We start from the raw sequence: 14,926 nt of genomic DNA on the forward strand, positions 1-14,926 counted from the left end.
GTTCTTTTGTTTAGTAAAGTAGATTCTAAGAATCAATCATAAATTCTTTGGAAAACACCCCCTTAATGTTAGAATAGATACATAGATTGGAGGACACAGACATGGCACTGAAGAAGAATGTATTATTAGAAGCCTTAGACCGCACCCGTGAACAACTACGAACTGAATTTAAAACGCCATCCGGTGAAACCCCACTTATTTGTAGTGATGAAGTCCTAAAAGAAATTGCTGCTAAAAAGCCTTTGAAAGTATCGGATTTTCTAGGGATTGCTGGCATTAATGAAGACTTTATGAGTAGGTATGCAACTCGGTTCTTAAATGTGATTAAACTATATCAAACAGTGGTCTCTGAAGAAAAGGAAGTTTCAAAAGAAGCTTTTAAAGTGTTAGACCATTATAAAGACCGATTAACCAATATCTCGAAGACTAATCCAAACTTGTACATTGGTCGACTTGAAAAATCGAATGCGTTTGATTTAACCTCAATCCTAAATGAAGAATTACACTATTTCTTACAATCTCCTAAAAAGACGACATTTCATATTAAAATCGAATCCGAAACCCACTTAAATCATTTGACTACACTATACCGTGAAGTCAATAAAACGTTTAAAGAGACCGGGTCTTATGATCTTTATATCGCGACATTATTTCTTGAAGGGATTTATAAAAAAGACCTCTTCGCGATTAAAGCACCTTTATTATTCATTCCGGTTAAACTCGAACGGGAAAAACGTACTTTTAAACTCATTAAAGACTTTGATAAAGATATCCTTCTCAATAAGGATTTAATCCTCGCAGCCTCTAAGATGGATGCTTCGAATACTCAAGTTGATTCTGTTGAAATCAAGGAATATTCGGATAAAGTCGTTAAAGAAGTGGTCATCCCTTTTTATAAGAAACATGGGTTAGATGTATCTGCTGTTGATTTATATACTTATCAACCCTTTAAGAGTGAACTCAAAGATGTCTTCATGAAACGTAAGAAGGGTGTCTTTGAAACCCAAAACTACCTTTTATTAGGGAGATACCGTTTGTTCTCATCTGAACTTCAAAAGGATATGGCTTTAATCCTAAAACAACACAAATACAATAGCCTCTTAGAAGGCCTTATTGAAGAGTCAGGTTTAGATAAGCCTGAAAAAGCCCTCAATTACGCCCTTTCTAATACCTCAATCAAAGAAGAAAAACTATCCTATATCAATGATTTGAACTATGCTCAAGAAAAGGTCATCGATCTCTTAAACCAGGAGAAAAAACTCGTGGTTTGGGGCCCACCGGGCACCGGTAAGTCACAAACCATCACCAGTTTAATCGCCTCCTCCGTTTTAAAAGGAGAGAATGTCTTAATCGTCTCTGAGAAGAAAGTCGCTTTAGACGTCATTTACAAGCGTTTAAAGAGTGCTTCTAAGTATGTAATGTTCATTGATGATATCGAGAATAAACCCTATTTCTATCAAAAAATCAGTCAAATCCTCGATACCACTGCGCCAAAGCGTACGGTAGAAAATGATATATACCGATTAGAAACTGAGATCAATCAACTTTTACAAACGATGGATCAAGCCCTCGACTTGATGTATCACCAATCGGTTCAAGACATTCCGATTTATCAGATGTATGAACGCTTTATTAAAGATAAAGATGTCTTAAATCATCTCTCACCGAAAGCCGTGACAGCTGCGTTCACAAAAGCCTTCACAGTCTTAGACTTTAACATCATCAAGTCACTTGAAGTGGCTTTTAATAAGGATACACAACTGAAGAGTTATTTAAACTATGAGAAGATGCTTCAAAACTATCCAGTCATCAATTCATTAGAAAAAGCCATCTCAAGAAGTAGTTTGAATGAGTATCAAGCGTTTAACGATGCCTTAACTGAAACCCTAGCGCTTTATGAAAAAGCAGGCGCTTGGCGGAAACGACGCCTCTTAAAGACATTTAAACAAACGCATTTCGAACGCTTAAGCTTTTTATCCAAAAAGAAACGTGTGGCGTACCGCTTCATCGATACGCTCTTTAAATCGAGTGAATTTATGAATTTCATGCAAAGTAGTCTGAAGGATTTAAATAAACTTCAAACCAAGCATGACCACTTATCCAAAAACGAACGGTCTTATCTAAGTATGTTACTGAATGACCCGCTATTTAGAGACATTGAAGACATCCATAAACTCCGTATTTATATCTTTGATGCGTTATACACGGGCTTCTTAGAAATCTTTAAAGCGAAGAATTCGAAATACTTATACATCATTGATGAATTCCATCAAAAACAAGCCGTTCTTCAATCGCGTATTGAAGATAAACGTGTGCTTTCAATTGAATCCTTTGAAATGGAACTCTACAAACACGCGTTAGATTTCTCCAATACGAAACGTATTATGGAAATCAAACGCATCTTAGAACTTGACCATAAACCAAGTTTGAAAACCTTCATTTCAACTTATCAAGTCGAACTCTTAAATCACGTTAAAGTCTGGATGATGACCCCGGAATTGGTATCGGCGTTATTACCGCTTCAATACGGTATTTTTGACTTAGTCATATTCGATGAAGCTTCACAGCTTTATGTTGAAAAAGGCATTCCTTCAATTTACCGTGCGAAGAAGGTAGTCATCGCCGGGGATCCAAAACAATTAAGACCGAGTGCCTTAGGTTTTGGTCGAATTACCGATGACGATGAACTCTTCGAACAGGAAGTGTTTAAAGATATTAGATTGGATGCGAAAAGCTTACTCGATTTAGCCAGATATAAATACAAAGAAACGATTCTTAACTACCATTACCGATCGACCTATGAAGAACTCATCGCTTTCTCAAACCACGCTTTCTATGATGGGAAGTTGTTTGTTTCGCCAAACGCGAAACCCACAATCATCCCACCGATTGAATACGTATATGTAAAAGAGGGGACCTTTGAGAAACGAAGAAACCTCGAAGAAGCCAAATCGGTTATCAATCTTTTAAAGAAAATACTCAAGGATAGAACAAATAACGAAACGATTGGGGTCATTACCTTTAACAGTGCACAGCGTGATCAAATCATGGATCTCATCGACCAAGAACTCTTTAAACAGGGCGTGTATCAATCGCGTTTTGAAAAGGAACTCTTTAGAAAAGAAGACGGTGAAGACCAAAGTTTATTCGTGAAGAACATTGAAAACGTTCAAGGCGATGAACGCGACATCATCATCTTCTCGATGGGTTATGCGAAAAACGAATCGGGGATTGTTGAACGCCGTTTTGGTTGGCTAAACCATGAAGGCGGACAAAACCGATTAAATGTCGCGATTACACGAGCGAAACAAAAGATTTATTTCGTTTCATCGTTATTACCCGAAGAATTCAAAGTTGAAGACCTCGCTGGGTTAGGACCAAGGTACTTAAAATCATTCATGCGTTATTGTTACGCGGTATCTAAGAAGGATACCCTCTTAGCGAAAACTGTACTCAGTGAGTTACATGAGATTCCTACGGGTGAAGCAGTTTTATCGAAGTTTGAACAAGACATCAAAGATAAACTCGAAAAACAAGGTTTCACGATCGAAGCGAAAGTTGGAATTGGCAACTATAAAGTCGACCTCGCCATAAAGGATTCTGAGAATAACCTTTTTTTGATGGGCTTATTAACTGCATTAGACCCTAAAGACTTTAACTCGAGAAGAGACTTACTTCACCAAGAACGGTTCTTGAAATCACGTGGTTGGCAAGTTTACCGAATCTTTGAATCGAATTGGTATAATAACCCGACTAGTGTTATTAAAGACATCAAAGACCGTATCAAGAATAATAATTTATAGGAGATTAAAAATGGATATTATTGAAATTAATACAGAAAAAGCACTTTTGATTGAGAGCGTTAAAACCGTGGTTTTATCGACACTCGATGAATACAATTATCCCTATGTATCTTACGCACCCTTTATCGAACATGAAGGTAAGTTTTATGTTATGGTATCGAATGGTGCGAGACATACGCAGTACTTAAGAACCAATCCGAACGCTGGATTATTATTTATTGAGGACGAGTCGAAAGCAAAAAACATTTTCTTCAGAAAACGACTTTCATTACAGGTTAAAGCGACTTTAGATACGCTATCGAAAGACATCTTAGAAGCGATGAAAGCCCGTTTTGGTGAAGTAGTAACGACATTCCTCACAATGGATTTCACCATTGTCGAATTTGAAGCTAAAGAAGGCCAACTGATCTTAGGTCCAGGCCAAGCATTCAAAATCGAAGGGGATACTGTAAGTCATATCAAAGGCGTCAGTCATCAAAGTAAATAACACAAAGGGGCGAAATTGAAGCCCCTTTTATGTTATTCATACGGTAATTATTTGAATTATTTCTATTTTATGATAGAATAGTTTCGTTTCAGATATCTATTTAAACAAGGAGTGTGGTTTGTCTTATATGGACATAGTTACGATATCGATAGTATTGATTTTACTGGTTTTAGTGAATGCGTATTTCGCTGCGGCAGAAATGGCCTTGGTGTCATCGAATCCGAATAAACTCAGAACACTGAGCGAATCAGGGGATGATAAAGCTCAAATGGTTTTAGACATTTCGAAGGATTCTAGCCGCTTTTTATCGACCATTCAGGTTGGTATAACCTTAGCAGGATTTTTCTCCTCAGGGTCTGCTGCGAAATATATCACCGATGATTTAGGTGCTTTAATTAGCAAAATAGACTGGATTGACCCAGCGATTGGTGGAACCATCGCCTTCATCCTAGTTACATTTGTTTTATCCTTTTTAACCTTGATATTTGGCGAACTCGTTCCGAAACGAATCGCTTTAAAATACCCTGAAAAAATATCTCGATGGACGGTTAAGCCGATTAAAACCATCATGGTTGTATTTAAACCGTTTGTGAAATTACTCTCGACTTCCACCAATCTAGTACTTAAACTGCTTAGAGTGGAAACCAAAGAAACCGAAGACCGTTTAACCAAATCCGAAATCATCGCGCTCTTAGAAGCGAGTATGGAAAGTGGCGACATTGAACCTGATGAACAGAAGATGGTTTCAGCTGTCTTGGATTTCAATGACATCAAAGCCTCTGAAGTGATGATTCCTAGACGGGATGTATTCATGGTCGATTATAAACAGTTTAATCTTGAAGTTTTACATAAAATCATCGATGAGAATTATTCAAGAGTGCCTGTCTATTTAGATTCGATTGATAACATCATTGGGATTATATATACCAAATCGATTTTAAGTGCATCTAAAAAAGTCGGTTTGAATCAAATCAAACTCGATATGATTATGCGTAAGCCGTTCTTCATTCCTGGTAATAAGATGATCGATGATGTCTTAAAAGACTTACAAGCAACCCGTAACCATATGGCGTGTTTAGTCGATGAATACGGTGGATTCTTAGGGATTGTTACGATTGAAGATATCCTAGAAGAACTCGTGGGTGAAATCGACGACGAATACGATGAAAAGACCGTTAAGGTTGAAAAAATCGATGAGGATACATACCGTATCGACGCGACCACAACCATTCGTGAATTGAATGACTATCTTGATTTAGAAATTTCAGAAGACCAACCGTTCCATACGGTAGCTGGTCTCGTATTGGCACAGCTCGACCATATGCCTAAGCTTCATGAAACGATTGAAGTGGGCAATTTAGTCCTTACAGTTTCGAAACTCGGGATGACTTGGATCGATGAAGTCATCCTAAAAATAAAAAAGTAAAAGGGTATTGCTTTTCAAAAACAGATGTACTATACTGTTAACAGTTTAGGTCCTTTAACGTTTGCCTGTGAGCAAAAGAAGGTATAAGCATCAATCCCATACCCATAACGTTAAGGACACCCATAGGTGTCTTTTTTGTTAAAGACCTAACGGAAAGGGATAAAGAATGAATAAGTTAAAAGAAGTACTTGTTGGCTATTTGCCAGACGAACGCCCATCTTTGGGCAAGTTGGTGTTGTTCTCACTACAACACATTATGGTTATGTTTCCAGCAACCGTTTTGGTTGCCTTATTGACAGGGTTTCACATTTCAACCACCATCTTCGCCAGTGGTTTCGCGACTTTATGTTTCATTTTAGTTACGAAAGGCAAAATCCCGCTATACTACGGATCAAGCTTTTCATACATCGCTGCGATTGTCGGCATTACTGGTGCTGAGTTTGGTGTGCCTGCTTCGGATGCTTTAATCGGACAAGCCCAATTTGGGATCATCATGTCTGGTTTGGTCTCCATCGCAGCCGGGTTCTTGATCGACAAATTCGGTGCGAACAAAATTGAAAAAGTCTTACCCCCAGTGGTAACAGGACCCATCGCGATGATCATCGGGTTATCACTAGCCGGGTCTGCGATGCAACAAGCGTCCGGCTTCAGTGGGTCAAATCCATCTGATTTAGGTGGATACTGGGCGGTCGCACTGATTACCCTCATCTCGATTTTACTCTCCACAGTCATCTTCAAAAAAGGTGTCTTATCACAACTGCCAATCCTATTTGGAATCTTAATCGGTTATGTATTCGCTATGATTCTTGACTTTGGATTTGGCTATAACCTCTTACAGTTCCAAGACTTATTTAGTGGTGCGGTGATTTCAGCCCCACACTTCACGTTACCAGTCCCATCCTGGACAGCAGTCATCGCGATTATGCCGATTGCACTCGCAACCATTCCAGAATCAACAGCCCATTTGTATCAATTAGACTTATATGTGAATAAACTTGCCGATCAAAAAGGCAAACCTCATTACGACATTGAAAACCGCTTAGGTCAAAACCTCATCGGGGATGGTGTCGGCGATATGGTTTCTGCCCTCATTGGGGGCCCTGCAGGGACCAACTATGGCGAAAACATTTCGACCATGGCGATTACCAAAAACTTCTCGGTATTCGTACTAATCGGTGCTGCCATCATCACGATGGTACTCGCCTTCATCAGCCCAATTGCGAACCTTTTATATACCATTCCAGCCCCTGTTATTGGTGGTGCATCCATCTACCTATTCGGTGTCATTGGTGCTCAAGGGATTGCAATCCTAATCGAGAAAAAAGTCGATATGTTTAACTCCAAAAACCTAGGGATTATCGCGGTTATTCTCATTATAGGTCTGGGTGGACACTATGCATTCCCTAATGGAAACATTCCATTCTTAAATTTAGAATTACCAGCCATCGCGACTGCTGCGATTGTCGGGATTGTCTTACACCTCGTTTTAAATCTTGCAGAACGCTTCTCGACCAAATCTGAGTAAACTACATAAAAGAATCTTTTAAAAGGCAAAAGGTGACCCCGTGTCACCTTTTACATTGACAAAAGGGTGTAAATGCATTAAACTTGATAAGGCTGTCAACAGTTATTATATAAATAATAAAGGAGTACCCTATGATTACAGTAAGTAACCTATCCTTAGTCTTCCCGGATAAAAAATTGTTTGAAGACGTCAATATAAAATTTACAGCAGGTAACTGCTATGGTGTCATTGGAGCGAATGGGGCTGGTAAGTCCACATTCCTCAAGATTTTAGCAGGTGAAAAAGACTCTACTAAAGGGGAAGTCATCATCGATAAGGGCAAGCGTTTAGCAACCCTAAAACAAAACCACAACGCCTATGACGATTTTACGGTTATGGAAACCGTAATCATGGGTCATAAAGAGCTTTATGATATCATGAAACAAAAAGAAGTACTTTATTCAAAAACCGACTTTACCGAAGAAGAAGGCTTTTTACTCGCTGACCTTGAAGTGAGATTCGCAGAACTCGATGGTTGGAATGCTGAAGTTGAAGTTGAAAAGCTTTTAAACGGATTGAATGTCCCACAATCAGATTTCTACGCGATGATGTCGGATGTCCTACCTAAGAACAAAGTCAAAGTTTTACTCGCTCAAGCCCTATTTGGTAATCCAGATATTTTATTACTAGATGAACCGACCAACCACCTTGACTTCGAAGCGATCCACTGGTTAGAAGAATTCCTAATCAACTATGACAATACCGTCATTACCGTGTCACATGACCGTCACTTCTTAAACAACGTGTGCACACACATGGTCGATATCGATTACTATCAAGCTAAACTTTACCCAGGGAACTATGATTTCTGGATGGAATCCTCACAACTCATTCAAAAATTAATGAATGACAGAAATAAGAAAAAAGAAGAACGCATGGAAGAACTTAAAGCCTTCATTGCGCGCTTTAGTGCGAACTTATCCAAATCTAGACAAGCGACTTCACGTAAGAAATCCCTTGAAAAGATTCAACTTGAAGATATCGTACCCTCTTTACGTAAATACCCATTTATTGGATTCGATATCGAAAAACAACTTGGTAAAGACGTCATTGAAGTGGAAAACATAAACTATACGTATGAAGGTAAAACCTTATTAAAGAATGTATCGTTCGTCATGACTAGAGGCGATAAAGTTGCTCTACTTGGTGAAAACGACTTAGCGAAGACTGCATTACTCCGTATTTTAGCGGGTGAACTAGAACCTGATTCCGGTTCAATCAAATGGGGACAAACCGTTCAAAAAGCGTATTTCCCTGCAGATAATGAACCTTACTTCCAAAGCAACATGAACTTAATCGATTGGTTGAGACGTTTCTCGAAGGACCCGGCTGAATCCTATATTCGCGGCTTCTTAGGTAGAATGCTTTTTACAGGGGATCAACCTTTAAAAGAAGTGAAGTACCTAAGTGGGGGCGAAAAGATGCGATGCATGTTTTCGAAACTCATGATGTCGAATGCGAATACGCTCATTGTGGACTCACCTACCAACCACTTAGACTTAGAATCAATTGAAGCTGTCAATAACGGTTTATCCAACTACCAAGGTGCGATTATTCTATCCTCACATGACCACCGTCTTTTAGATACCGTATGTAATAAGATTGTTGAAATTGGTGATTTAGGGTCAATGATGTATCAAGGTACATTAGATGAATATATCTCAAATCCAAACTTAAAAGAACGTCAAAAAGCATTATACTCTGCAAAATAATAGTTTATACCTAATGTCACAAGCATTAGGTATTTTTTTTTCGTTTGAATAAAGATAAAACGTGCTAAAATGTTAAGTAATAAAACGATCCACATTTAGGAGGCATTATGCTTAAGACAATCGCGAAATCCATTGGTAAAGTAGTTATTTCTTTATTGATCCCTTTTAAAGTACTAGCCAAAGGAGTGTACCACGCTTTAAAGGCGGTTTTTATTCCGCTTTATCATCTTTTTAAATCTATGATATTAGGTATTATTAAAGGTGTTAAATGGCTTTCGATTGGGATTTATCGGGTATTGATCTATCCAATTTATTTAGTGTTTAAGAAACTATCCGAATGGGGTTATCTTATGGCTAAAGCCATCGTATTATTCTTTTATAACTATCTCTTAATACCGGTATCCAAAGGCTTAAAGACCATTACTTTATGGTCATACGAAGTGGTTAAATGGCTTTCAATCGGTTTTTACAAGGTATTCATAAAACCGATTTATTGGGTACTTAAAAAGATATATCAAGGCCTTAGCTGGGTCCTTTCGAAGTTTAGTCATTATTTGTATCTCTATATTTTGAAGCCAATGTATAAGATCTTAAAATGGCTTATTAAAGGGTTCGTTAAACAAGTTGAAAAACTGATCGATATCTTGATTCAAATCTACCATTGGATGGTTCTACTTGGTAGAATGCTTTGGCGCTTCATTAAGCCGATACTAAAGTTCATATACGGCGGGTTTATCTTTATTTTAAAGGGGATTCGGTTCGTATTACGCAAAATCGGCAAGCTTCTCAAATGGCTTTATGAAGGGTTAGAATACTTAATTAGCAAACCTATTGATTTCATCATTTGGATATTTAAGAAATGCTTCCAAGGCACTCGTTACCTTATCGATGCTTTAGTCAGACTATACCGTAAAATGCCTGAAAGTCTTTACTTAGGTTTAAAAGTGATGGTTATTTATACAGCACTTGGGATTCATTTTATCTTTTGGATGATTCCGAAAACACTACTATATACAGTACCTAAGTGGATATTTACCAAACTTTGGATTGTATTAAGACATTTAGTCTTTAAACTATTTGAGCTCATTTTAGAAGGATTTGTCTTACTATCTAACAGCTTAACGAAACTGAGGTATGCACTTTACCCACTAAGTCGAATCATAAAGGATTTGGTCCATGACTTTAAAGATTATTATTATATATTGTTATTGTTACCCATCCTTTTACCTGTATTTATCCTTTTTTTGGGGGGTGTTTTAATTGAGGTACTGTTCATTCATTTAGGATTAACGTTGAAAGCACTGTTTACTAAACCAAACACCTTCATCAAGTTACCTTATTTACCAAGTATCAATCTTTTTAAAGAAGCCGATTTATACATTAGAAAAGTGAAGTTATCCTTAGGATACAATCAAAAATGGCGTAATGCCCATGGTTTAATGGTAACGATTCTTTGGCCACTCTGTTTCATTATAAGATGGATAATAGCGATTATTTTGTTACCCATAACGATTCTAACGGGACTATTTTATCTTCTAAGATATGGCATGAACCGAGATTATCTAACGTCTAATATAGCAGATTTCCTAACCATTAAGACCGAGTATCCTGGCATCATTGAAGGTAAACCACTAATACTTTTTGGACATAAAGTCACGATTAACGTCAGTGATGCGTATTATGATTCTGAACTCTTTGTCTATGTAGTATCGAATACATGCTCGAACACCCATCTTACCATTGAAATCGATGGTGTGGCTGCTCATAGCCAATCGATTCGTATCCAAGGCAATCCAAAAACAGAGCTCCTTTATGCGTTTTTAAACTTAGAAGTTGAGATTCAAAAAGATAAGTTACCAAGGATAGAGTTACCAATATTAGAAGGCTTTACGGTAATTTATCAGAAAACCCATCAAGCAGACATTCTTTATGACAATGTACTCACGATTCGTGATTATTCGAACAAGACAGACCTTACAGTAAAAATACAGTTAAGTGAAAGACGATATTACGAACGTACATTTGAAGTTGTTAAGATCAACACACAGCGTTTAGATGTATTATTCTTTCAAGACTACTATCAAATTTATCAAAATCAAACGGTATTATCGTTACTTGATCCTAAACTCAAATATACATTCTTAGAGAACCCATACTTAAATAATACAAAGGTATGTTCAAAAGAACCTCAGTTTGAAGTCCAGTTTAAAGTCTTAGGTCTCGATCATATCTACACTTTACCACTTAAAACTATCAATAACCCAATAAGCGGATTGTTAGTTAAGAACACAATCCAAAAACCAAATTATGACGTCCAAACAAAAAGGTTTAAACTACAAACTCAAAGTGTTGTGAACCGGTTTGTGGTAGATATTAAGTGGACAATCGATAATCAAAAAGTTGAATCGGATGTTTCACTCGAGTCCTTAGAAATCATACCTTACCATCGATTTGTCGGTTCATATACACAAGATTTTAATACATATAGCGAAACATTTATAATAAAAGACCATAGGTATGAGGCTTACACCTATGAATTTGAACGCAAGCACTTAGAAGAAGCACTCAATACTAATAGTGCGTTCGCACTCACTCATATCGTATTACCGACTTTTCAACTTAAACCCATTTGGGCGTGTTTCTTCATATCAAAAGACCCTAGTATCATCAAATCTACAGGATACATCCAATCCTCAGGTGTTTCAACTTTTGAAGTCATCTTGTATAAGCATTTATTCAAGTTCAAAAAGGTATGGATTCAGATAAAACAATAAAAAAACGAAAGGCTGGCATTTGTTTAAATGAGATTATGGTGTAAGATGGGGGTATATGTGAGAACCCCGTCTATGGAATGACTTTCAAATAATGTAATACTAGATACTTCAATGAGACTTTCATCAAGGGATGTAAGTTTAAAAAAAGGCAGAGCTCTTCCTTGACGGATGAGCGTGATGTGAGGATGAAACGCGCCACTCACTGTTAAACTTAAAGGTTTGATGTGTTCGATAACTTTCTGATAAAGTTCATGTAAAGCAGCGCTTGGTTTTAAGGATGTAAAGTATATGTAGCGTTCGCCTTTTTGAAAGTAACTGGTTTGGTCTGTATAGAGTTCAAATCGTGGGTAATCAAGGGTTTGAAGTGATGTCTTTATCAATTCACATTGGGCTTCATCCACCTCACCTAAATAAGCGAGGGTGATGTGGTAGTTATCAACGCTAGTTGCACGACCCATCGTGTCTTTCACTAGATTTTGACTTAAGGTATACAGTTTTTGTTTTAAATCTGTATTGAGTGCTAAACCAATAAATAGTCTCATAGAATCACCATTTATATTATAACAGTATCTTAATCAAAGGAGGTAGTCTATGAAACGAATTCAATCGATTGACCTATTAAGAGGCTTAGGGGTGTTCTTTGTTATTATCCTGCATACTGCGTTTTACTATTTTGATGGCATTTATGATGTGGATATGGATAACCCAAGTTTAATCATTACACTCATCGGTTTTTTACTCATGTTTGCGGGTTTGTTCGCGATGTTATCTGGCGCGTCTTATACGCTACAATTCTTACATACTAAAGACCAAAAACAACGCATTAAACATATGGGTTTATCTGGGGCTTTGATGATGGTGATTGCTTATCTGTATTTTATATTTACAGGTCCTGGCATCATCAACTTCGATACCCGTAGTATGGACGAATCGCTTTTAGTCTCGTTAATACGTGATGGTAAGTTTCAAACCTTAACACTTGAAAGACTCTTTTATGTCGATAGTTTGGTCATGATTGCGTTAAACATATGGCTATTGACCCTTTTATTTCATTTAATAAAGAAATGGATCTACCATGAAAAAGCAGCCCTCTATATTCTAGTTGGTGCGACCCTCTTCATGGGGCTATCGTATATCAGAATTCCACTCTATAACGTTTATCTCGATGCGAGAGATTCCAATAATTATGTGTTATGGGTATTATTGAACTACTTTGTTTCCAAAAACAATCCAATCTTCCCATTTTTCGCGTTCGCGCTCTTTGGCGTATGGGTGGGCTTACTCATTAACCGTAAAGACGATACCCATATGCGTAAATGGATGATTCCGGTAGCGCTGTTTTACATCGTGATTGGCGTAACTGGCTACATTCTAGCACCTGAAACGATGCTAGAGCGCGCCATTGACCCAACATGGTATTTCATTATGGTCATTCAAATTGGGTTATTCTTAGCTATGATTTTAGGCGCTTATTATCTATATGATGTTAAAAAACGTAAACTGAACCCAGTGTCACGATTCATCCAACGTTTTGGCGTTGCGGGCTTAACACCGTTTTTCTTCGAACAGATTACGAGTGCCTTAATCTTTGGTGTAATCACACTATTTTTCGATTTGAAACTAGATATTCCTCTAGCAATTATATTTGGAGTCATTCATGTTACACTCTGGGGATTTGTTTTAAAGTATTGGTCAACTAAAGGTTACAAGTACAGCCTCGAATGGGGATTTTCACAAATGATTAATCGTATCTCAGTATCTTCAAAGCTTCAAGCATTAGAGGGTAAAGATGGGATTCATTAAAGACTATTTTTACTTAAAGAAAAACCGAAGAAGGTCACAAGAAGCGATTAATCAATTACAGTGGAAAGCAATCCAAAAGATGTTAGAGTATGCGAAAGCAAACAGCCCATATTATCAAAATCAATACCAAAATATAGATATAGTAACACTTGAAGATTTTCAAAAACTTCCAACGATTAACAAGCAAATTATGATGGAACATTTTACAGACCTTAACACCTGTGGTTTAAATAAAGAAGATGTCATGAATTATGCAGTTCAAAAGGAACTTAATAAGGATTATCTAGGGTATTATCAAGATAAGTATGTAGTAGGGTTATCATCAGGTACTTCAGGGAATAAAGGGTTATACATCACACCCAAATCGATGACCAAACGCTTACCGGGTGTTTTCTTAGCACGGGGTGGTATTGAACTTAAAGAACTGCCTTTACGAATACTTTTTTGCTTAAGAGTGTTCTCACAAGGATTTGATGACATCAACGCACCGTTACTCAAACTCAAATACATTTCGACGATGACACCAGTTCTAGACGTTATTCAAAAGATGAATCAAGACAACATCAATCTTTGGATGGCACCGCCATCATTCATTCGACAAGTCTTACCATTTAAAGACCAAATCAGGATAAAACTCAAGAAGATTATTACCTACGCAGAGGTCTTAAGTGCAGCTGATAAGGCACAGTTTGAAGCTGCATTTAATACGAAAGTAGTCGAAATCTACCAAGCTTCAGAAGGACAAATGGCTTCTCCTTGTAAGTTAGGTCATTTACATATCAATGAAGATATGGTTTATATCGAACTTTATGACCAAAACAATAGATTGATAACGACCCCAAATGTGGTGGGTCATAAAATGATTGTTACGAACTTAATCAATTTCGCTCAACCGCTCATTCGTTATGAGATGAACGATATGATTGTATTAGATAGCCCATGTCCTTGTGGGTCTCATTTCCGAAAAATTAAACAAATCATTGGTAGAAGTGATGACAATCTATGGTTTTATGATCAAAATCACGAACCACGAATCGTTTATTCGGATCTATTTTCACGATGGATTATCACAGAAAGTGACCAAATTAGAGAATTTCAAGTTACCCAAAAGGCAATTTCAAAACTTGAAATTACATTAGACCTCATCGGTGATTTTGATCCAAAACAATTAGAAAGAAGACTCTTAAAAGAACTTAATGAGCTCGGATTAAGTGTAGAAATTCACTTTTCAATAAACCCTTTAAGTTTACCGACACACTTTAATAAATACAAGCGATTCGTAAGCCTAATTAAAAACCCATGAACTGTTTAAAAGCCCACGCATTTTTCTAAAAGCCGTGTTATAATCGTTTCGAAG

The 14,926-nt window shown here is 37.3% G+C and carries 9 protein-coding genes; 8 read left to right on the forward strand and 1 reads right to left on the reverse strand.

Translation table 11 applies throughout. The annotated features are described in order from the left end of the window. The first annotated feature begins 101 nt into the window (after window positions 1–101). The 6 genes from N7603_RS02955 (at window position 102) to N7603_RS02980 (ending at window position 11,766) form a co-directional block, all read left to right on the forward strand. Window positions 102–3,803: an AAA domain-containing protein gene (locus N7603_RS02955; protein ID WP_262095849.1), complete on the forward strand. Its 3,702-nt coding sequence runs from the start codon at window positions 102–104 to the stop codon at window positions 3,801–3,803. 10 nt (window positions 3,804–3,813) lie between these two features. Beyond that, complete coding sequence (locus tag N7603_RS02960; RefSeq protein ID WP_262095850.1) at window positions 3,814–4,290, forward strand: HugZ family pyridoxamine 5'-phosphate oxidase; 477 nt, start codon at window positions 3,814–3,816, stop codon at window positions 4,288–4,290. Window positions 4,291–4,417: 127 nt separating this feature from the next. Continuing rightward, window positions 4,418–5,716, forward strand: coding sequence for a hemolysin family protein (locus N7603_RS02965; RefSeq protein WP_262095851.1), 1,299 nt, complete (start codon window positions 4,418–4,420; stop codon window positions 5,714–5,716). Window positions 5,717–5,882: 166 nt separating this feature from the next. After that, a complete protein-coding gene (locus N7603_RS02970; RefSeq protein ID WP_262095852.1) occupies window positions 5,883–7,241 on the forward strand; it encodes a uracil-xanthine permease family protein in 1,359 nt (452 codons plus the stop codon). Window positions 7,242–7,372: 131 nt separating this feature from the next. Further along, window positions 7,373–8,992 carry an ABC-F family ATP-binding cassette domain-containing protein gene (locus tag N7603_RS02975; protein ID WP_262095853.1) on the forward strand — a complete coding sequence of 540 codons (1,620 nt, stop codon included), beginning with the start codon at window positions 7,373–7,375 and terminating at the stop codon, window positions 8,990–8,992. A 107-nt stretch (window positions 8,993–9,099) separates the two neighbouring features. Then, window positions 9,100–11,766, forward strand: a complete 2,667-nt coding sequence (locus N7603_RS02980; RefSeq protein WP_262095854.1) for a hypothetical protein — start codon at window positions 9,100–9,102, stop codon at window positions 11,764–11,766. A gap of 23 nt (window positions 11,767–11,789) precedes the next feature. On the opposite strand, the gene thpR is transcribed toward N7603_RS02980, so the two are convergent. Further along, window positions 11,790–12,308 carry an RNA 2',3'-cyclic phosphodiesterase gene (gene thpR, locus N7603_RS02985; RefSeq protein ID WP_262095855.1) on the reverse strand — a complete coding sequence of 173 codons (519 nt, stop codon included), beginning with the start codon at window positions 12,306–12,308 and terminating at the stop codon, window positions 11,790–11,792. Window positions 12,309–12,357: 49 nt separating this feature from the next. On the opposite strand from thpR, the gene N7603_RS02990 reads away from it, so the two are divergent. Both N7603_RS02990 and N7603_RS02995 read left to right on the forward strand, forming a co-directional pair. Continuing rightward, a complete protein-coding gene (locus N7603_RS02990) occupies window positions 12,358–13,569 on the forward strand; it encodes a heparan-alpha-glucosaminide N-acetyltransferase domain-containing protein (protein WP_262095856.1) in 1,212 nt (403 codons plus the stop codon). Then, a complete protein-coding gene (locus N7603_RS02995) occupies window positions 13,556–14,872 on the forward strand; it encodes a F390 synthetase-related protein (RefSeq protein ID WP_262095857.1) in 1,317 nt (438 codons plus the stop codon). Before N7603_RS02990 ends, N7603_RS02995 begins: the two co-directional genes overlap by 14 nt. Window positions 14,873–14,926 lie beyond the last annotated feature (54 nt).

This window comes from Paracholeplasma vituli (assembly GCF_025446935.1).
GTDB classification, from domain to species: domain Bacteria; phylum Bacillota_I; class Bacilli_A; order Acholeplasmatales; family UBA5453; genus Paracholeplasma; species Paracholeplasma vituli.

Coding starts and splice junctions, on each gene's coding strand:
- N7603_RS02955 (WP_262095849.1), top strand. CDS start 102: ATGGCACTGAAGAAGAATGTATTATTAGAAGCCTTAGACCGCACCCGT.
- N7603_RS02960 (WP_262095850.1), top strand. CDS start 3,814: ATGGATATTATTGAAATTAATACAGAAAAAGCACTTTTGATTGAGAGC.
- N7603_RS02965 (WP_262095851.1), top strand. CDS start 4,418: ATGGACATAGTTACGATATCGATAGTATTGATTTTACTGGTTTTAGTG.
- N7603_RS02970 (WP_262095852.1), top strand. CDS start 5,883: ATGAATAAGTTAAAAGAAGTACTTGTTGGCTATTTGCCAGACGAACGC.
- N7603_RS02975 (WP_262095853.1), top strand. CDS start 7,373: ATGATTACAGTAAGTAACCTATCCTTAGTCTTCCCGGATAAAAAATTG.
- N7603_RS02980 (WP_262095854.1), top strand. CDS start 9,100: ATGCTTAAGACAATCGCGAAATCCATTGGTAAAGTAGTTATTTCTTTA.
- thpR (WP_262095855.1), bottom strand. CDS start 12,308: ATGAGACTATTTATTGGTTTAGCACTCAATACAGATTTAAAACAAAAA.
- N7603_RS02990 (WP_262095856.1), top strand. CDS start 12,358: ATGAAACGAATTCAATCGATTGACCTATTAAGAGGCTTAGGGGTGTTC.
- N7603_RS02995 (WP_262095857.1), top strand. CDS start 13,556: ATGGGATTCATTAAAGACTATTTTTACTTAAAGAAAAACCGAAGAAGG.